Here is a 19,440-nt window from a genome sequence, read left to right on the forward strand (position 1 = left end):
ACCCCTACAGGTTTTTCTCTTCATAATCTGAGATTTTTCCAATACGCGTTTGGTGTCTTCCCCCGGTAAACTCAGTAGTCAGCCAGATTTTTGCGATTTCCCGAGCCAAACCAGGTCCGATCACCCGTTCACCCATCGCAAGGATGTTTGTGTCATTATGCTCCCTCGTCGCCTTCGCGCTGAAGGTATCGTGCGCCAGCGCGCAGCGAATCCCTTTTACTTTATTAGCGGAAATGCTCATGCCGATGCCTGTCCCGCAAATTAAAATGCCTCTGTCAACTTCGCCGCTAACCACTTTTTCGGCCACCGGAAAAGCATAATCCGGATAATCGACAGAGCCGCTGCCGCAGTCACAGCCCATATCAATATATTCAATTTGCAATTCGTCCATTAACTCTTTGATTTCATTTCGAATGTGAACGCCGCCATGATCCGATGCAATGGCTACTTTCATCTGCTTTTCCTCCCAGCGTGTGTGATGCGGCCCGCCCGCTTTATTGACCGCGCAGCCTGTCCGCTCTTTGATTCACACCATATGATGTGCTTTTCACTATATTCTACTCCTTCACGCAGGATTTGCAAATGACCTGTTTGAAGATTTTCTGACAACTTATCTACGGTCTTTTTTCAGCTGTTTTGCCAGCTGCCGAAGAAGCTCTTCAAGCTCATCTCGCGTTTGTTTATAGATGTCAATTGAGCCGCCGAACGGATCGATGACATCACCATGGCTGCCTGTGACATATTCTTTTAACGTAAACACTTTATCACGATAACGTCCAAATTGGCTGGCAATGATCTGTTTGTGCTGATGGGTCATAGCCAGAACCAAATCAGCCGATTCCATAAGTTCTTCAGTTAATGGAGAAGACACATGATTAAGGGCAATGTGTTTTTCAAACAGCGCTTCGACTGCATGAGGCGTCGCTTTCCCATTAGGTGAAGCAAACACGCCTGCCGAGCGGACATTGACATTCAGCCCTTCCATTTCTGCAATTGATTTAAAAAGCGCCTCAGCCATTGGGCTGCGGCACGTATTTCCAGTACAGACAAAAATAATATCCATGTCAGTCACCCCTTATTTTTCTCTATTATATATGAAGAAAAAAGAAACGGCGACTTCGTTTCTTTTATTGGTATATTAAATTGGCAAAAGCAGCTTTAGTCCAAACACGATTAATATGATGCCCCCGAGCGCTTCGCTGTATGTGCCAAGCCATGACTGCACTTGTTTTCCGACCAGCAGGCCCAGCCATGTCAACATCATGCTGAACAGCCCGAACAGGGTAATTGTGAGGAGCGGATGCGAGCCGTATATCCCCAAGCTCAAGCCGACGGAAAAGCTGTCAAGGCTGACGCCGATGGCAAACAGCAATAAGCCCGGCCCTGCCGGTGACATGAATCGTTCTTCTGACTGTTTAAAAGAGGCCATAAGCATTTGAACCCCAAGAACAAAAAGCAGCGCCCCACCGATATAAACCGCTAACACGCCGAGGAGCCCTGACAGCATGTTACCGGCCGCCATCCCTGCGAGAGGCATGATGACGTGAAAGAGGCCGATGATGAAACCAATATAGAATATCTGCTTCTTTCTAAGTTTGACCATGCCCATTCCAAGGCCGACAGAAAAAGCATCCATCCCTAAAGCAAACGCCATGATGCTTAATGTAATCAGTTCGCCTATAAACAAATCCGACATACATAAATAACCCCCTTGGACACGCCCCGCTTTTTTAGCCTATGCGTGTCCAAAAAGGGTTAGAACATCTGACTGCTTTCAGCGAATCACTCTTCCTCCGGCGGCTTTCATCAGCCTGTTCATAATAGCGAGACTGACACCTGTGTCCGGAAAGGATTCCGCAATAATAAAGTCCACCTTATTCTCATCAAAGCTGCGCAAAGCATCATACAGCCCTGCCGCAACAGTCTCAAGCTGAGCCCGTCTTCCGCAGCTCTTCACATAATCAGCGGAATAAACGCCCGCGTTTTCTTCTGTCGTCAGGACACCGACCCGTCTTCCGCCCTGTTGATATTCTTGAATGAGGTGCTGAATGCGCTCTGGGCTGCCTTCGCAAATGGCAAGAGGCGCTGTCGGCGCATAATGTGTATATTTCATCCCTGGAGAAATCGGCTTCTCGTTTTGATCGCTGAGCCCTTTATCCACATGAATCGGCCCGATCACCGCTTCAATTTGTTCCTTCGTAATGCCGCCCGGACGCAGGAGAACAGGGATGTCGTCCGCACATGAAAGCACGGTTGATTCGACCCCGATTCCGGTAGGGCCTCCATCCATAATACCGGCTATGCGGCCATCCAAGTCGTGTGCCACATGCTCCGCTTTTGTGGGACTTGGTTTGCCTGATAGATTGGCGCTCGGTGCTGCAATCGGCAGTCCCGATTCGCGAATCAATGCAAGAGCAAGCGGATGATCCGGCATTCTAATGGCAACTGTTTCAAGACCTGCCGTTACACGAGGTGAAAGCGCACCAGGTTTGCAAGGCAGAATGAGCGTAAGTGCTCCCGGCCAAAACCGTTTCATCAATGTTTTCGCCCTTTCCGGCGCTGGGCCCGTTAAATCCTCAAGCTGGCTGATATCCGCAATGTGGACAATCAGGGGATTATCGCTCGGCCGCCCTTTCGCCTCATATATTTTTTTGACGGCATCCGTATTTTTTGCGTTTGCGCCTAGGCCATATACTGTTTCTGTCGGAAAGGCAACGACCTCATTTTCTCGGAGCAAAGCGGCTGCTTGTGTAATTTGTGGATCATTTGTGGATAACTCGTCAGTTACATCCACAAACCATCTTTTCGTTTTCATTTCTGACCAAACTCCTTATTCACAACAATAAAACGATTGTTTTACGCGTGTAATCCTTTTGAAAGTATAAAAGATGTCCTGTAATAAAACAAGCGTTATCCACAAATTGTGGACAACGCTAATAAAGAAGTGGATAAGTATGTGTATAAACTGCACTTATCCAGACGCTTTTTTCATCAAAACGGCTCCTTCTGTTTGCCGCGATTCACAGAAGTGATCAGAAGAAAACAGCTCCTCCGGTACACTATCAGCTCTTTCAAAACCCATGGCCGTCAGAAAATCCGCAGAGGAATGCTGATTTGCTACTAGGTACACGGTTTTGATCTGATGCTTTTCGCACAGCACCTCCATGCTTTGAAAAAGCGTGACGATATGGCCTTGGTGAAGCTTGTCCGATATGACAAGTGATCGCAGCAGCCCCTGGTCACAGCTTATTTTTTCAATACCGAGGCATCCGGCAATGTTTTTCTCACTGTCCTCCAGCATAAGAAATTGAGTGAAGCCTTCTTTCACACCTTCATAGCTGGTTTTCGCCTGTTTTAAAAATGCCTCGAGCACATCTCCGTCTTTTTCCCTTGCCACCCGCAGTTGATAAAACATCCGTTCACCCCGTTTTTGCGTTCTTTCTTCCAATCTATGAGGCAAATCTATTTTTAGACCAGATGATTAGGAAAAAAGGTCGGAAATCCATTCGACTAAAAAGAATTTCACTTCTGTGCCGTCTTCTTTCTCTTCGTTCTCTTCTTTTTTGGCTTTTTCCGCTTTAGCGGTTACGTCCTCAAGCACTTTTTCAGTCTGCTTTTTTGAGGCTTCTTTATCTTCTTGTTCTTTGACGGCTTCCCCGTTAGAAAAATCGAGAAAGCAGAGGGGCGGGAACAGCACACACCACCAGTTGGCGCCGTCTCCGTTTCCAAGCGTAATCAAAATCGCTTCATACTCACCGGCAGGATATACCATGTTACCGTAAAGCTTTGTCGGAAACGAGATTTTGTCAAAATCAACGGATATCGACTGATTCGCTCCTTCTTTCTCCATTGTTTCCTTTGCAATTGCTTTGATTTCAGGCAGCTTTGAACGAATCACGCGACGCGCTTCTTCAATAGAAGTAATATCCTTTACCCAAGTTGTGATTTCTTTATTCACCGCGTCTCTTATATGACGTTTTAATTGCTGGTCTTGGTCACTATCGCTATTTGCCAATATTCTCAAACGAATCGCCTGATCCGGTATGACCACCGGCTGATTTTCCGATTTCTGTGCCGTCTCTTCTTTTGCCAGCCCTACGAGCGCTCCAGATAGTAAAAGAAAGATATATATACAAATGATTACTGTTTTTTTCATCGGTCCCCACCGTTCCTCTCCGTGCTTTGTTTCTAGCCCTATTATGGACAAAGAGAGCCGGGGGTAAACGTGCAGGGTGAAAAAAATCTAGCAAGCTGTTAATCTTATTTATGGTACGATAGTGTTTTAGGAGGTTTAAGATGAAATACAATTATACAGTGCTGTTATCAGCATTCACGATGTCCGTTCTTTATTCAGTAATTTATATTCATTCATTTATCATTGCCGCTCTCATCACAATGGCATTTTATTTTCTGTTTCCTTATTTGATCTTCGCACTGCCGCTTCAAATCATGATGAATAAAAAGCCGAAACGGTTCAGCCCTTTGTATCTGCTGTATTACCTTGCCGCTGCTTTTATTGCTAACGCGATCATTTTCGGCGTGCTTCAGCCTTCGGGACAATCTCTGTTTCAAAATACTGCCTTCTATCTTTTCGCTGTATTAACAGCTCTTATCTATTGGATATGGGACTCTGTTTTACTGCAAAAAAAGGAAGCCTAAGAGGCTTCCTTTTTTATTAAAACAAAATCGTCAGCAAATAACATAGAATGGAAGGTATCGCCGCAACAAAGAAAGCGGCCGCCATTTTCATGCGAGATGTACGGCCTTCTTTGGTTTCTGAATGGTAGTTTGCCCGCTGATCGCTTCCGCTTACAGCCAAACCCGATGTAATGATCGCGAGCCCCACTAAAACGAGAGACGCAACGCCAAAAATCGCTTCATATGAAAGAGCCTGCGGAAAAATGGTGCCAATCATGCTCTCAATCGCAATGAGCAGGATTCCTGCTGTCAGGGCCTTTTTCATGTTTACATCCCCTTTGCTGGTGTTAAACAGCTTGATCCATTCACTCGCCAGCAAGCTGCTTATTTATTTTTATGAATCAGAGCGCATATGGTTCTGTCTTTTCCATTAATATCTTTCAGCACTTCCACTTCCGCTCCCTTAAACGCCTTGAGGATCAGGTCTTTGACCGCCGCTCCCTGGTTCCATCCGATTTCAAAAACGACAAATACTTTATCCTTCATGACAAGCGGAATGTCTTCCATAAACCGCTTATAAAATTTCAGCCCGTCTCCGCCATCGGTGAGAGCGTGCAGCGGCTCATGAAAACGGACAATTTCCGATAGATCAGCCATTTCTTCCTCTGAAATATATGGCGGGTTTGAGACAATGATATCCGCTTTTTTTCCCGCCTTAATAAAAGGCTCAAGCAGATCGCCCTGATAAAAGCGCACATTCGCTCCAAGTTTTTCTGCATTGGCAGAGGCGACTTGCAGCGCCTCTTTCGAAATATCGACCGCCGACACAGAAAAACTTTGGTTTTCAAGCGCAAGCGTGACGGCTATTGCGCCGCTCCCTGTACCAACGTCAACAACTTCGAGCTTGCCGTCTTCAGAAAAGACACTCCGATATTTTTCAAGCAAATGAAAGACAACTTCTTCAGTTTCCGGCCGCGGGATCAGCACATCATCATTCACCATAAATTCCCGTCCATAAAAAAACTCTTTTCCTATAATGTATTGAACCGGCACGCCCTCTTTATGCATCTCAACGTGACGCTTAAAGCGATACAGCTCGTCTTCACCAATCGGTTCCTGTAAGCTTGCGAGCAGTTTGCTTCTCTCCATTCCGGTATCATAAAGCAATAGGAGCTCGGCCGCATTTTCTTCTCTTCCCGCTTCGGTTAAATAAGAAGAAGCCCATTTCAGGGCTTCGAATATCGTCTTCATCTTAACCTTCCGACTGCTGAAGCTTGCTTGCCTGATCTTCAACAATCAGCGCTTCAACCACTTCGTCAAGTTTTCCTTCAAGAATCTGATCAAGCTTTTGAATCGTCAAACCGATTCTGTGATCCGTCACACGGTTTTGCGGGAAGTTGTATGTGCGGATACGTTCAGAGCGGTCGCCTGATCCGACTGCTGATTTCCGTGTTTGATCATATTCAGCCTGGGCTTCCTGCTGAAATTTATCATAGATTCTGGCACGGAGAACCTTCATTGCTTTTTCTTTGTTCTTAATTTGAGATTTTTCGTCCTGGCATGATACAACAACACCTGTCGGCAAATGAGTCAGACGAACCGCAGACATTGTTGTGTTAACGCTTTGTCCGCCCGGTCCGCTTGAAGCAAACGTATCGACACGGATATCCTTCTCATGAATGTCAACCTCTACCTCTTCTGCCTCAGGAAGACATGCCACTGTTGCAGTAGATGTATGGATACGGCCGCCGGATTCCGTTTCCGGAACACGCTGCACGCGGTGGGCGCCGTTTTCATATTTGAGTTTAGAATACGCGCCGCTTCCTGTAATCATAAAGATGATCTCTTTGTAGCCCCCCGTTCCGGTTACATTCGCTTCCATGACCTCTGTTTTCCAGCCTTGAAGCTCAGCATAACGGGAATACATTCTGTACAGGTTGCCCGCGAATAAAGCGGCTTCCTCGCCTCCCGCAGCCCCGCGGATCTCCATGATAACGTTTTTGTCGTCATTAGGATCTTTCGGGATCAGGAGCACCTTCAGGCGTTCGGACAGTGTTTCCGTTTCCTTCTGAAGTTCAGAAATCTCTTCCTTCACCATGTCGCGCATCTCAGCATCCAGCTTCTCTTCAAGCATCGCTTTTGCATCAGCCAGCTGTTCTGACGCATCTCTGTATTGTCTATATACGTCAACTGTTTCTTGTATATCAGATTGCTCTTTTGAATATTCTCTTAGCTTTTTCGGATCGTTGACTACTTCTGGATCGCTTAAAAGCTCATTTAATTTCTCGTATCGTTCTTCAATTGATTTTAAACGGTCTAACACGGTCTTCACCTCTGTTTTCCTGTGCGTAACATTCTCATTATAGTATAGTGATTAACCCCAGTCAAAAGCATTTCAATCCCAGCTGGAAAAGCTCCCTCTGCTATACTGGAATTCGAGGAGGGATGATGTTGCTGAAATCCATACATCATATTGCAATCATATGTTCAGATTACGAAAAGTCGAAAGCTTTCTACGTACATAAGCTTGGTTTTCAGGTGATTCAAGAAACGTACCGCGAAGAGCGCGGCTCCTATAAGCTTGATTTGTCGCTTAACGGCTCGTATGTCATTGAGCTGTTCTCGTTTCCCGATCCGCCCGAACGACAAACCCGGCCTGAAGCCGCAGGCCTGCGCCACCTCGCCTTTACAGTCGGCAGCTTGGATAAAGCGGTTCAAGAGCTTCATGAAAAAGGAATCGAAACAGAGCCAATCAGAACAGATCCGCTGACCGGCAAGCGTTTCACCTTCTTTTTTGATCCTGACCAGCTTCCATTAGAACTGTATGAACAATAACAGTTTTTGAAGAAAAAAAGGAGATACCCACTTTCTTTGCCGAATCTTTTCTTGTTTTGTCTAACGGGAAGGGAACCGCATTCTATGGTCGAATACCTAGCTTAAAAGGAGGTATGGGATCATGAATACAAATATGGTAGCAAGTGAACTCGGCGTCTCCGCAAAAACGGTGCAGCGGTGGGTGAAGCAGCTGAATCTTCCGGCCGAACGCAATGAGCTCGGACACTATTCGTTCACGGCAGAAGACGTGAAGGTTCTAAAATCCGTTCAAAAACAAATCTCTGAAGGCACGGCGATTCAGGATATTCATCTGCCGAAAAGCGCTAAAAAGCGCACAGGCTTCCTTGTCCAAAAAACAAGTAGCGACACAGAACGAAGAATCGAGCAGCTTGAACAAAAGCTGGACACCCTTTTACAGCAAAGGCAGGACGAAAGCGAATTGATGGCAAGGATGTCGGAACTGGAACGCCAGCTGAAACAAAAAGCCGATGAAGGTGTATCTTACCAGCTGCTTCAGCACCGCAGAGAAATCGATGATATTCTTGCAGATCTGCAATCACTGACCTCACAAATGAAAGAATTCACCGCTCAGCCGATCCCCGAGACTGCTGCTGCTTCTGAAAAAACCAAAACAAGAAAAAAACCGCTGCTGTCACTGTTCAAATTTCAAACCTAAAGCAAAAAGCTCCCGTAAAGGGAGCTTTTTTTGTTACGCAGTAAGCGCGATAATGATTGGAAGTGAAATCAATGACAGAATCGCACTGACCACAAACGCAGTTGCAGTTTCTTCTTCTTGTTTCTCGAAACGAGTCGCAATCATGGCTGCAACGGCAGAACCAGGGAATGCAACAAGAAGGATTGCTTTTGTTGTTTGGTCAGCTGGAAGTCCGATAGCAAGAGCAATCAGGAACATTAACGCAGGCTGAACCGCAACTTTTAGTAACGCAATACCGATAGCCGGCATACTGAGTTTAATTTTACGAATACCAACGGTAACACCGACAGCAAAGAGAGCAACACCAGATGTTGTGCTTCCAAGCTGATCAAGCATTTTAACACCCAGCTCAGGAAGAGTGAAATTGAAAACCAGCACTAAGATCATACTGATTAACGGAGCAGCCGCAAGCGGCTCACAAAGACCATGCAGGATTGATTTTCCTGTCATCTTCCAGAAGCTGTCGCCACTCTCTTCGTTTTTCTTAGAAGACTCACCAACAGTAGCGATAATGATCGCGAGCGGATCAAGAATCGCGTTAACCACGATACCTGTGACCGCGATCGGAATCGCAACTTCATTCGCTCCGAATAAGCTTCCCAATACCGGGATACCCATAAATGCGAATGTCGGCTGTGCAGAGTTCAAAGAAAATACAGATGAGTTCGTTAAATCATACTTGAAAATAAATCTGCAAACCAAAAGAATGATGATATAGAAACCAACAATCCCAATAATTAAAGAAATCATTAAAGGTACTTGTGATAAAAATTCACTTCTGGAAGTTGTCAAAATACCAGCGATAAAGTGAGCTGGAAGTGCGTATTTCGTTACTAACGTACTTACCCCTTTTGCCGACTTGGCATCATAACTTCCAAAATGTCCTGCAAACCAACCCAGCACGATAACAAAGAAGATCGGCGCCAGGAGGATTAAGATATCTAAGATGCTCAAAATATTCTCCTCCAAATCCTATGTCCGTATACTTTAGCTTTACAAAAAGCTTTCCCTCGGACAGAAAAATTTACTCGCTAATTATTTCGCGATGACTTTTTTGTATTCAGGTGTCCACATTGCATCAAGTACCGCTTGTTTCACATCTTCAGGCTGACGATTTGCCACGCCGTCTTTAATTGCTGCTTCAGCAACGGCAATCGCAACTTGGATAGAAACCTCTTGAAGCTTATCAATGCTTGGAAGCAATCCTGCTCCAGGTGTTTCAAGATCAACCATTTCAGCAATCGCATCAGCAGTTGCTGCAAACATAGCAGGTGTAATGATACGCGCTTCAGCTACAATTGAACCAAGTCCAAGACCAGGGAACGCGAATGCGTTGTTAGATTGTCCGATTTCATAAGAAACACCGTTGTATTCTACATTGTCAAATGGGCTTCCTGTTGCAATAAGCACTTTTCCGTCAGTCCATTTGAACAGATCTTCAGGAACAGCTTCAGCAAGGTGAGTCGGGTTAGACATCGGCATGATAACCGGACGGTCTACGTGAGATGCCATTTCTTTTACAATTTCCTCTGTGAATGCACCTGAAACCCCAGAAGTACCAATCAAGATCGTTGGTTTCGCTTGACGAACCACTTCATCGAATGGAATTTGACCTTTTTCATCGCGCTTCCAGTCTTTCACTTCATCCGCATTGCGAAGGTAAGGTTTTTGGAAATCAAGGATGCCTTCGATGTCTTCAGTCAGCAAGCCTCTGTAATCAAGTGTGTAGAAACGTTTGTTAGCTTCTTCTTCAGATAATCCGGCTAGCACCATTGTGTCACGGATTTGGTCAGCAATACCGATACCAGCAGAACCAGCACCGAAGATAACAACACGCTGATCTTTAATAGAAGCGCCGGTTTTTTTCATAGCGGCAAGCACACCTGCAAGTGTAATCGCGCCAGTACCTTGAATATCATCATTAAATGTCAGGATTTCATGATTGTATTTTTTCATGATGTTGCGTGCATTTTTGTTGCCAAGGTCTTCCCAGTGAAGAAGCGCTTTAGGGAAGAATTTCAATGCAGCTTTTACATAAGCGTCAATGAAAGCTTCGTAGCGTTCACCTTGAACACGTTCATGCTTGTTACCAATATATAAAGGATCGTTTAGAAGTTTTTCGTTGTTCGTACCGACATCAAGCACAACCGGGATAACACGGCTAGGGTCAATACCAGCTGCAGCAGTGTAAACAGCCAATTTACCGATTGCGATATTAATACCGCCTACACCCCAGTCACCGATACCGAGAATGCTTTCGGAGTCAGTAGCAACGATAAGATCAATATCGCCTGCTGTCGCATGAAGGTTTTCAAACGCTTTTTCAATACCGTCAATGTTGTCGATTGACAAGTAGATTCCTTGAGGTCTTCTATATTCATGGCTGTATTCCTGAATCGCTTCACCAACTGTTGGCGTGTACACAACAGGAAGCATTTCGCGAAGATGGTTTTTCAGCAATTTATAGAAAAGAACTTCGTTACGGTTTGCAAGATCACTTAAGTAAACATTTTGACGAAGGCGGTCAGGCTGCGCTTGGAATTGCTCGTACGCGCGTTGTGCTTGTTGATCAAGAGAAAGTACAGTTGGCGGCAGAAGCCCTTCTAAGCCGAGTTCTTGTCTTTCTTCTAGTGAAAAAGCAACGCCTTTATTTAAAGTAGGAATAGATAAAACTTCTTTTCCTCTAAGAGTTGTTTCTAAGTGGCCTTCTTTCGTTTTTTTTATGTTATTCAAGCAAATCTCCTTCTTTCTTGAAATAGTTAACCAAGTTAAGTAATAACCCATCTAAAATATGACCGATCATGATCTTTATGCGACTTTGTGACAATTATTCGAACAATGTCTCAAAACTATTTACATTACGTAAGCTATTGTATGCCTGTCAAAATCAAAATTCAAGGGAAGAAAATTACTTAATTTTTTAATATACTTATTTAAATTTTTTAATTGCATATTATCAGAATATAAAAAAAACACCGGTGTTTTTAGCCGGTGCATTCTATCTTTATACCCATGTTTTGGACTATTTTTTAGATTTTCCTGGGACTTCGTGATGATGTCTGCATCTTGCTTCATATGATTCAGATGCACCAACCAAAATGACCGGATCATCGTAAGAAGCAGGTTTGCCGTCAATGAGGCGCTGTGTTCTGCTCGCCGGTGATCCGCAAACAGAACAGACGGCTTGCAGCTTTGTCACACTTTCCGCAATCGCCATGATATTCGGGACGACACCGAACGGCTCTCCCCTAAAATCCATATCAAGGCCTGCTGCTATCACACGGTAGCCTTTATCGGCAAGAGATGATAAAACCTCAACAATTTCCTGATCAAAAAACTGCACTTCATCAACCGCAACCACATCTGTACTTTCACTGATGTGATCCCAAATGTCCGCAGCAGACGAAATGGCATAGCTCGTCATCGATGTTCCATTATGGGAGACAACAGCAGCTTCGCTGTATCGGTTATCAATTACAGGCTTAAATACCCTGACTTCCTGCTTGGCATAAGTTGCTCTCTTCACTCTTCTGATCAGCTCTTCAGATTTCCCTGAGAACATGCTGCCGCAAATCAGCTCAAGCCACCCGCTTTGTTTCATTATGTACATAGGCTTCGCTCCCCTCTCTCTGCCAGCTGTGTTTTAGACAATATAAAAAACAGGCAAGACTGCTGCTTGCCTGTTGAGAAATCTATTATTACTTAAGACCGTATTTTTTGTTAAAGCGATCAACACGACCATCAGCAGAAGCGAATTTTTGACGGCCAGTGTAGAATGGGTGGCATTCAGAGCAAATCTCAACGCGTACCTCTTCTTTTACTGAGCCTGTTTCAAATTCATTTCCGCAAGCGCATTTAACTGTTGCTTTTTTGAAATTAGGATGAATTCCTGCTTTCATTGTATCCATCTCCTTCCGCCCTGAATCCCGTGTGGAAACAGAGTTATTATTTCGGAGCATTGTCCGAAACGCATATGAGAAAATTATATCAGTGATTTACTTCTTTTGCAAATACAATTTACCTTCTTGCAGATGATAGATTTGCCTGTTTCCATTCTTGATTGAGAATATCGAAAAATTCCTGGTTTGTTTTGGTTTTTTTCATTTTTCTCATGAACTTTTCTGCGAAATCAGGTGAATCAGACATCGTTTTGCGGATAGACCATAAACGATCAAGATGCTCTTTAGGCACAAGCAGCTCTTCTTTGCGCGTTCCTGAACGGCGAATATCGATGGCAGGGAAGATGCGGCGCTCGGCAAGAGAGCGGTCAAGATGGAGCTCCATGTTGCCTGTTCCCTTGAATTCTTCATAAATGACATCATCCATACGTGAACCTGTATCGACCAGAGCCGTAGCAAGGATGGTTAAGCTGCCGCCCTCTTCGATATTTCTCGCAGCCCCGAAGAAGCGTTTCGGACGGTGGAACGCCGCTGGGTCAATCCCCCCGGAAAGCGTTCTTCCGCTTGGCGGAATCACTAAGTTGTAGGCGCGGGCAAGCCGTGTGATGCTGTCCATCAGAATAATGACGTCTTTTTTGTGTTCCACGAGACGCATTGCACGTTCAAGCACAAGCTCGGCCACTTTGATATGGTTTTCCGGCACTTCATCAAACGTTGAGCTGACGACATCCCCAGCTACAGAGCGCTCGATATCGGTTACTTCCTCAGGTCTTTCGTCAATTAAAAGCACGATCAGCTCTGCTTCAGGCTGGTTCGCTGTAATGCTGTTGGCAATTTCCTTCAGCAGCATCGTTTTTCCGGCTTTCGGCGGCGCAACAATCAATCCGCGCTGTCCAAATCCAACCGGCGCCATCATGTCCATAATTCTTGTAGACAAGAAGTTCGGCTTTGTTTCAAGCACCATTTGACGATCCGGATAAAGTGGCGTAAGAGCCGGGAAATGCACACGCTCTTTTGCAGATTCGGGATCATCCCCATTTACTGCTTCAACGTGCAAAAGTCCATAGTAACGCTCATTTTCTTTTGGCGGGCGAACCTTGCCTGATACTTTGTCTCCGTTCCGCAAATCGAAACGGCGGATTTGTGAAGCTGAGATGTAAATGTCTTCTGAGCTTGGAGAGTAGTTGATCGGTCTCAGGAAGCCGAAACCTTCAGACTGGATGATCTCAAGAACGCCTTCCATAAACAGCAGATCTTCCTGTTCTGCATTCGCTTTCAGAATGGCGAAAATGAGTTCTTTTTTTGTCAGTTTGCTGTAATAGGAGATTTTATAATGTCTTGCAAGTTCATAAAGCTCTTTCAATTTCATATTTTCCAAAGAGGAAATAGATACGTCTTTCATAAAAACACCACGCTTTTCATAGTCAATATCTTACTCTGAACATGTCATCTGCTGCTTTTGCACAACATCCGCCAAAGCACATTCTTTTTTTAACATAAAGGAACTTCTATCGGTAACACTTCCACCCATGATCGGCGCTTTTGTTAAAAGGATTGTCTTAATGAGTTTTGAAGGAAGCGAGGACAAAAACATGAGAAGATCAATACTTATATCGTCTGTATGCGGTAGAAATTGAAACTTTCCTAGTGCTTAAAAGAAGGTATTACGCAGTAAAATTCGCAGCACTCTTTATTTTTACCTTATTTCAAAAAATTATTCAACTGAAATAAGGTTTTGACACGGAATTGATAGAGTTGACGCTTTTCTGCAAAAGTTAAAGCGGGCTCACACCCGCTTTTTCTGTTTGTTATGGACGGATTACAAGATTTGGTTTCTTTTTCAAGCTGTGTCTGCCGTCAACGAAACGAACAGTGCCCGATTTTGCACGGATAACTAAGCTTTCAGTTGTACCGACAGAGCCTTTGAATTGAACTCCTTTTAACAGCTCGCCGTCAGTAACCCCTGTAGCTGCAAAAATCGCGTCATCACCCTTCACAAGGTCTTCCATGCGAAGGACTTTGCTTAAATCAAGGCCCATTTTGTGACAGCGAGTGATTTCTTCTTCGCTTTGCGGAAGAAGTTTACCAATGATTTCTCCGCCGAGTGCTTTTAGCGCAACAGCGGAAAGCACACCCTCAGGAGCGCCGCCTGATCCGAACAGGATATCAACGCCCGTGTGGTCGAAAGCCGTGTTGATGGCGCCTGCGACATCGCCGTCATTGATCAATTTGATTCTGGCGCCGGCCTCACGAAGCTCGGAAATGATTTTTGCGTGTCTTTCACGGTTTAAAATTGTGGCAACGACGTCCTCAACGTCCTTGTTTTTCGCTTTTGCCACCGCTTTAAGATTGTCAATGACAGGTGCTTCGATGTCAATGCAGCCCACCGCTTCCGGACCGACTGCGATTTTTTGCATATACATGTCAGGAGCATTCAGAAGCGTGCCATGGTCTGCGACCGCGATAACCGTCAGCGCATTCCAGCCGCCGCTTGCTAAGATGTTTGTGCCTTCAAGAGGGTCAACTGCGACATCCACGCGCGGGCCGTACCCGTTTCCGAGTTTTTCCCCGATATACAGCATTGGCGCTTCGTCCATTTCCCCTTCACCGATTACAACAGTCCCTTTCATCGGCACTGTATCAAAAACGTCTCTCATTGCACTTGTTGCCGCTTCATCAGCCTCATCTTTTTTTCCCCGGCCCATCCATCTTGCTGATGCCAATGCCGCAGCTTCGGTCACACGTACCAATTCCATTGATAAACTTCTTTCCATTTCAACACGATCTCCTCTCACAAGAAACCATTATGAATTTTGAAGCTGTTCTATTTCTTCGTCAGTCATTCTTTCACGCCAAATTGTCGCTCCAAGCCCCTCAAGCTTCTTCTCAAGGCTGCTGTATCCGCGGTCAATATGCTCCAGTCCCGTAATTTCCGTGACGCCATCAGCCATCAGTCCGGCTACCACCAAGCAGGCTCCGGCACGCAGATCACTCGCCTTCACTTTTGCGCCTTGAAGCTCGACAGGACCTGTGATGATGGCAGATCTGCCTTCTACTTTCATATTGGCACCCATTCGTCTCAGCTCATCAATGTGCTTGAATCTTGCCGAGTAGATGGTGTCTGTGACGACACTCGTCCCTTTCGCCCTTGTCAGTAGCGCCGTCATCGGCTGCTGTAAATCAGTCGGAAACCCCGGGTATACGAGGGTTTTAACGTCAACCGGCTTTAAGTTCTTCTGCCCGCCGACAATGAGGAGCTGGTCGTCGCTTGTTTCGATATGATAGCCCATTTCTCTCAACTTTGCCGTTAACGACTCTAGATGAGTGGGAATGACGTTATCGATAATGACTTCCTTGCCCATTGCAGCCCCTGCAATCATAAATGTCCCGGCCTCAATTCTGTCCGGAATGATCGTATGCTTGCAGCCGTGCAGTTCCTTCACGCCGTCGATTCGAATCACATTGGTGCCCGCACCTTTGATTTTGGCGCCCATGCTGGTAAGCAATGTCGCGACGTCAATGATCTCAGGCTCCTTGGCAGCGTTTTCGATGATCGTTTTCCCTTCTGCCAAAACAGCGGCGAGCATAATGTTAATCGTTGCCCCAACGCTTACGACATCTAAATAAATCCGTGCGCCTCTCAGCCTTTCAGCTCGCAAATAAATGGCGCCTTGTTCATTGGTTACTTCAGCTCCGAGTGCTTCAAAGCCTTTGATATGCTGATCAATCGGACGGGGCCCTAAGTGACAGCCGCCAGGCAATCCAATGACCGCCTGCTTGAAGCGGCCGAGCATCGCCCCCATTAAATAATATGACGCGCGAAGCTTTTTTACTTTCCCGTTAGGAAGCGGCATGCTGATCATCGACGTAGGGTCAACAACCATTTCCCCATTCTCAAAATGCACGTTGCCGCCGATTTCCTTTAACAGGTCACGCAGCGTTTCAATATCTGAAATCTCTGGAAGCCCTTCAATTGTCACCTCGGAATTTGCCAAAATGGTTGCAGGTATTAACGCAACAGCGCTGTTTTTAGCGCCGCTGATATGTACTGTACCGTTTAACGAGTCACCGCCGGCAATATTCAACTTTTCCATGATAGTCTCCTTCCATAAGAAGATAGCTGCGGAGCTAAATAAAATGTCATTTTATTCTGTCTCTGCAAATAAAGCTCATGTCCAAAATCTAGCCAATTCGAAGAGAAAGAATACAACACATTGTAAAATATCAGGAAGAAAATAGCGAAGCTTTGGGGGGTACAGGTTTCAAAAGATGCACAGAGACCCGCCGGCTCGAGAGACATCGTCGTCATCCGGCAAAAGCAGTACGCATACCCTTCATTCCGATATCAGCTTCTGCAGCCCAATGATTCCTTCTCTGTAAAGCGGCGTCAGCATCTGAAGATCCGCTGTATCAGGTCGGTGAAATACAAAGGCCGCGGCAAACAGGCATAAAGCTGTTTGCCGCCCCTTTCATTATTTGTTCCAGTCTGCCAGGAATTGTTCGATTCCTTTGTCTGTTAACGGGTGTTTAGTGAGCGCATGAATGACTTTCAGCGGCATTGTGCCGATATGAGCCCCTCTAAGAGCAGCTTCTGTCACGTGCTGCGGGTGGCGGATTGACGCTGCAATGATTTGCGTGTCAAGGCCGTGAATGTCAAAAATCTGTTTAACTTCTGAAATCAGGTCAAGCCCGTTGTGGCCGATGTCATCTAAACGTCCCAGGAATGGAGATACATATGTTGCCCCCGCTCTGGCAGCAAGAAGCGCCTGGTTTGCATTGAAGATCAATGTGACGTTTGTTTTGATGCCTAAGTCAGTAAGTGCTCTTACCGCTTTTAAACCGTCAGACGTCATTGGGATTTTCACCGTAATATTCGGAGCGATCTTCGCCAGTTCTTTTCCTTCCTCGATCATTTCCTCAGCTTTCAAAGAAATAACCTCTGCGCTTACAGACCCTTTCACGACGTCTGTGATCTCGCGAAGACGGTCGTGGAATGATACGTTAGCTTCCTTTGCTACTAAACTAGGATTCGTCGTTACACCGGCGAGAATTCCTAATTCATTCGCTTCTCTAATTTCATCGATATTGGCTGTATCAACAAAGAATAACATTTTCAAAAAGCCTCCCTGATTAAGAAATTTTCTGAACTGCGAATATGATTGCGCTTTCTAAAGATAGACGGAAAACCGCCTGTCAAGCTGTCAGGCGGCTATAAAAAGTTCCAATTGAATTAAGCTTGGTTTGAAGAACCAAATTCACGCATTTTACCGATAACTGTTTCTTTGATCGCTTCACGAGCTGGTCCAAGGTATTTACGTGGATCGTACTCGTCAGGCTTAGCTGCCAATGTTTCGCGAACAGCTTTTGCAGAAGAAATTTGGTTTTCAGTATTCACGTTGATTTTAGCTGTACCAAGTGAAATTGATTTTTTGATGTCAGCAGTCGGAATTCCAGTACCGCCGTGAAGAACTAATGGAAGACCAGTTGATTTTCCGATCTCTTCCATTTCTTTGAAGCCAAGGTTTGGCTCACCTTTGTAAGGGCCGTGAACAGAACCTAATGCTGGTGCAAGGCAGTCGATGCCAGTGCGCTCAACAAGCTCTTGGCACTCTTTAGGATCAGCGTAGATTACGCCTTCAGCGATAACGTCATCTTCTTGTCCGCCTACTGTTCCAAGCTCAGCTTCTACAGATACTCCGTGGAAATGAGCAAGCTCAACAACTTTAGCAGTTGTTGCTACGTTTTCTTCAAATGGATGGTGAGAAGCGTCGATCATTACAGATGTGAAACCTGCATGAATCGCTTTCGCACAAGATTCAAAGCTTGAACCGTGGTCTAAGTGAATCGCAACAGGAACTGTCACTTTGTACTCTTCCATAAGTGCTTTTACCATAGCAACGACTGTTTTGAAGCCGCCCATGTAGCGTCCCGCACCTTCGGAAACACCAAGGATCACTGGAGATTTTTCTTCTTCAGCTGCTTGTAAAATCGCTTGAGTAAACTCAAGGTTGTTTAAGTTAAATTGTCCTACAGCGTACCCTTTTTCTTTAGCTGTATTCAACATTTCCGTCATAGAAACTAAAGGCATGTCGAATGTCCTCCTTATGTAGCCTGATTGTCTTCTAGCGAAAAAAGCTTTCCACCCTAGCATGACCCATATATTGCTGTCATATGTAAATACTCAGATCGCTTTTTCTCCATAACTAGGATACCAACTTTTCGACAAATCGGCAACATAATGACATGATTCATTTATTTCTTCTTTTTGTCAGTTAGACTTCAGGGGCAGATATTTTTTGACGGCGTCTCTGATTTCGTCGATGTCAAACGGCTTGGCAAAGTGCGTCAGGGCGCCCAATTCCTTCGATTCCTGGATCATGTCGAGCTCTCCGTATGCCGTCATGATAATGACCCGGATGTTTTCGTCAATGACCTTCATCCGTTTTAAGATTTCGATTCCGTCCATGCCGGGAATTTTCATGTCCAAAAGCACAAGATCGGGCCGTTCTTTTGTCACAATGTCAAGCGCCTGCAGGCCGTTCGCAGCCTGAAACGTCTGGTAGCCTTCTTTATTGAACACTTCATTTAGCAAAATACGAATGCCGTATTGATCATCAACGATTAAAATTTTTTCATTCATCATTTTACACCCCAATATTATGATTTTCGTCAAAAGTAAGCAGTATTGTATGTATTCTGTTTGATTTTCCTATTTCCTTTAATTATAATAGTCTACTTTACGACATTTTCTGAGCATTTTCTCTTTTGTTGTATACTGATATTGTACGTTATAAAGGAGGATTCACTTATGTTGAAAATATTCACGACGCAGTTAACAGGTATTTTTTCCCGCATTCAGGATAAGGAATCTGACGCGATTGAAGATGGGGCGCGGCTGCTTGCTCAAGCGGTGATCAGCGGGCATTCCATTTATTTATACGGAGCGAATGAGCTTCAGGGCGTCTTTTATGAGGCCACCGAAAGCAAAGAACCCTTCCCATCTGTCAAAGCCTTTCCAGAAAGCGCTGAGGAAGTGACAGAAAGCGACAGGGTGCTGATGTTTTGCTCAGGGACGGGCACAGCCGAAGAACAGGCGCTCGCAAAAGAGCTTTATGAAAAAGGTGCGGGAGTCGTATGCGTATCGCCCGCAGCCAAAGACAGTGCGGGAATAGAACAGTATTGTGATGTGCATATTGATTCTAAATTAAAAATGCCGCTTGTTCCCGATGAAGACGGCACCCGTTACGGGTTTCCCTCTTTAATGACAGCACTGTATGTCTATCACGCTTTATCGTTTACACTAAAAGAAATTCTGCAAGAGTATGCATAATATCTTATTGTACATGCTGGAAC

General features: G+C 45.1%; 24 protein-coding genes. 4 read left to right on the plus strand and 20 right to left on the minus strand.

Annotation, left to right across the window (positions count from 1 at the left end; translation table 11 throughout):
• Positions 1-4: 4 nt before the first annotated feature.
• The 6 genes from rpiB to spoIIR form a co-directional block, all read right to left on the minus strand.
• Entirely contained in the window at positions 5-454 is a 450-nt protein-coding gene (gene rpiB, locus AC07VD_RS03105) for a ribose 5-phosphate isomerase B (protein WP_003221910.1), read from the minus strand.
• 156 nt (positions 455-610) lie between these two features.
• Positions 611-1,063, minus strand: a complete 453-nt coding sequence (prpB, locus tag AC07VD_RS03110; protein ID WP_014481190.1) for a protein arginine phosphatase PrpB — start codon at positions 1,061-1,063, stop codon at positions 611-613.
• A gap of 75 nt (positions 1,064-1,138) precedes the next feature.
• Positions 1,139-1,696 (minus strand): manganese efflux pump MntP, encoded by a 558-nt coding sequence (locus tag AC07VD_RS03115; protein WP_003227661.1) that lies wholly within the window; start codon positions 1,694-1,696, stop codon positions 1,139-1,141.
• Positions 1,697-1,774: 78 nt separating this feature from the next.
• A complete protein-coding gene (locus tag AC07VD_RS03120) occupies positions 1,775-2,815 on the minus strand; it encodes an L-threonylcarbamoyladenylate synthase (protein ID WP_494721554.1) in 1,041 nt (346 codons plus the stop codon).
• A gap of 156 nt (positions 2,816-2,971) precedes the next feature.
• A complete protein-coding gene (locus tag AC07VD_RS03125; RefSeq protein WP_015714871.1) occupies positions 2,972-3,415 on the minus strand; it encodes a GNAT family N-acetyltransferase in 444 nt (147 codons plus the stop codon).
• A gap of 66 nt (positions 3,416-3,481) precedes the next feature.
• Positions 3,482-4,156, minus strand: coding sequence for a stage II sporulation protein R (gene spoIIR, locus AC07VD_RS03130; RefSeq protein ID WP_003227654.1), 675 nt, complete (start codon positions 4,154-4,156; stop codon positions 3,482-3,484).
• Between the two features lie 140 nt (positions 4,157-4,296).
• On the opposite strand from spoIIR, the gene AC07VD_RS03135 reads away from it, so the two are divergent.
• Positions 4,297-4,659 (plus strand): UPF0715 family protein, encoded by a 363-nt coding sequence (locus AC07VD_RS03135; RefSeq protein WP_014478265.1) that lies wholly within the window; start codon positions 4,297-4,299, stop codon positions 4,657-4,659.
• A 16-nt stretch (positions 4,660-4,675) separates the two neighbouring features.
• On the opposite strand, the gene AC07VD_RS03140 is transcribed toward AC07VD_RS03135, so the two are convergent.
• Genes AC07VD_RS03140 through prfA form a run of 3 tightly spaced genes read right to left on the minus strand, consistent with a single transcriptional unit; the run spans position 4,676 to position 6,961 of the window.
• Positions 4,676-4,963: a DUF5316 family protein gene (locus AC07VD_RS03140; protein ID WP_003244050.1), complete on the minus strand. Its 288-nt coding sequence runs from the start codon at positions 4,961-4,963 to the stop codon at positions 4,676-4,678.
• A gap of 59 nt (positions 4,964-5,022) precedes the next feature.
• Complete coding sequence (gene prmC / locus AC07VD_RS03145) at positions 5,023-5,889, minus strand: peptide chain release factor N(5)-glutamine methyltransferase (protein WP_021480814.1); 867 nt, start codon at positions 5,887-5,889, stop codon at positions 5,023-5,025.
• Between the two features lies 1 nt (position 5,890).
• Complete coding sequence (gene prfA / locus AC07VD_RS03150) at positions 5,891-6,961, minus strand: peptide chain release factor 1 (protein ID WP_003227645.1); 1,071 nt, start codon at positions 6,959-6,961, stop codon at positions 5,891-5,893.
• Between the two features lie 125 nt (positions 6,962-7,086).
• Here prfA and gloA2 point away from each other — a divergent pair, with 125 nt between their 5' ends.
• Positions 7,087-7,473: an SMU1112c/YaeR family gloxylase I-like metalloprotein gene (gene gloA2, locus AC07VD_RS03155; protein WP_003227644.1), complete on the plus strand. Its 387-nt coding sequence runs from the start codon at positions 7,087-7,089 to the stop codon at positions 7,471-7,473.
• Between the two features lie 121 nt (positions 7,474-7,594).
• Positions 7,595-8,149, plus strand: a complete 555-nt coding sequence (gene racA / locus AC07VD_RS03160) for a chromosome-anchoring protein RacA (RefSeq protein ID WP_015251007.1) — start codon at positions 7,595-7,597, stop codon at positions 8,147-8,149.
• 33 nt (positions 8,150-8,182) lie between these two features.
• On the opposite strand, the gene AC07VD_RS03165 is transcribed toward racA, so the two are convergent.
• From AC07VD_RS03165 to spo0F, 11 genes are all read right to left on the minus strand, one after another.
• Positions 8,183-9,142 (minus strand): AEC family transporter, encoded by a 960-nt coding sequence (locus AC07VD_RS03165; protein WP_003242497.1) that lies wholly within the window; start codon positions 9,140-9,142, stop codon positions 8,183-8,185.
• 81 nt (positions 9,143-9,223) lie between these two features.
• A complete protein-coding gene (gene malS / locus AC07VD_RS03170) occupies positions 9,224-10,921 on the minus strand; it encodes an oxaloacetate-decarboxylating malate dehydrogenase (protein WP_003244309.1) in 1,698 nt (565 codons plus the stop codon).
• A gap of 289 nt (positions 10,922-11,210) precedes the next feature.
• Positions 11,211-11,798: a thymidine kinase gene (locus tag AC07VD_RS03175; RefSeq protein ID WP_024572668.1), complete on the minus strand. Its 588-nt coding sequence runs from the start codon at positions 11,796-11,798 to the stop codon at positions 11,211-11,213.
• A gap of 88 nt (positions 11,799-11,886) precedes the next feature.
• Positions 11,887-12,087, minus strand: a complete 201-nt coding sequence (rpmE, locus tag AC07VD_RS03180) for a 50S ribosomal protein L31 (protein WP_003151132.1) — start codon at positions 12,085-12,087, stop codon at positions 11,887-11,889.
• A gap of 118 nt (positions 12,088-12,205) precedes the next feature.
• A complete protein-coding gene (gene rho, locus AC07VD_RS03185; RefSeq protein WP_003221939.1) occupies positions 12,206-13,489 on the minus strand; it encodes a transcription termination factor Rho in 1,284 nt (427 codons plus the stop codon).
• A 30-nt stretch (positions 13,490-13,519) separates the two neighbouring features.
• Complete coding sequence (locus AC07VD_RS03190; protein ID WP_003227632.1) at positions 13,520-13,681, minus strand: hypothetical protein; 162 nt, start codon at positions 13,679-13,681, stop codon at positions 13,520-13,522.
• Between the two features lie 214 nt (positions 13,682-13,895).
• Positions 13,896-14,861, minus strand: a complete 966-nt coding sequence (glpX, locus tag AC07VD_RS03195) for a class II fructose-bisphosphatase (RefSeq protein WP_003242962.1) — start codon at positions 14,859-14,861, stop codon at positions 13,896-13,898.
• 30 nt (positions 14,862-14,891) lie between these two features.
• On the minus strand, positions 14,892-16,181 hold the full coding sequence (murA, locus tag AC07VD_RS03200; RefSeq protein WP_003227628.1) for a UDP-N-acetylglucosamine 1-carboxyvinyltransferase: 1,290 nt from the start codon (positions 16,179-16,181) through the stop codon (positions 14,892-14,894).
• A 378-nt stretch (positions 16,182-16,559) separates the two neighbouring features.
• The gene (gene fsa, locus AC07VD_RS03205) at positions 16,560-17,198 is read right to left on the minus strand and encodes a fructose-6-phosphate aldolase (RefSeq protein ID WP_003227626.1); all 639 of its coding nucleotides are present in this window, start codon (positions 17,196-17,198) and stop codon (positions 16,560-16,562) included.
• A gap of 119 nt (positions 17,199-17,317) precedes the next feature.
• On the minus strand, positions 17,318-18,175 hold the full coding sequence (locus tag AC07VD_RS03210) for a class II fructose-bisphosphate aldolase (protein WP_003243339.1): 858 nt from the start codon (positions 18,173-18,175) through the stop codon (positions 17,318-17,320).
• Positions 18,176-18,355: 180 nt separating this feature from the next.
• Entirely contained in the window at positions 18,356-18,730 is a 375-nt protein-coding gene (gene spo0F, locus AC07VD_RS03215) for a sporulation initiation phosphotransferase Spo0F (RefSeq protein ID WP_003227621.1), read from the minus strand.
• Positions 18,731-18,895: 165 nt separating this feature from the next.
• On the opposite strand from spo0F, the gene AC07VD_RS03220 reads away from it, so the two are divergent.
• Positions 18,896-19,417 (plus strand): DUF2529 domain-containing protein, encoded by a 522-nt coding sequence (locus AC07VD_RS03220; protein WP_024572667.1) that lies wholly within the window; start codon positions 18,896-18,898, stop codon positions 19,415-19,417.
• Positions 19,418-19,440 lie beyond the last annotated feature (23 nt).

This window comes from Bacillus sp. GW821-FHT01G09, assembly GCF_059422205.1.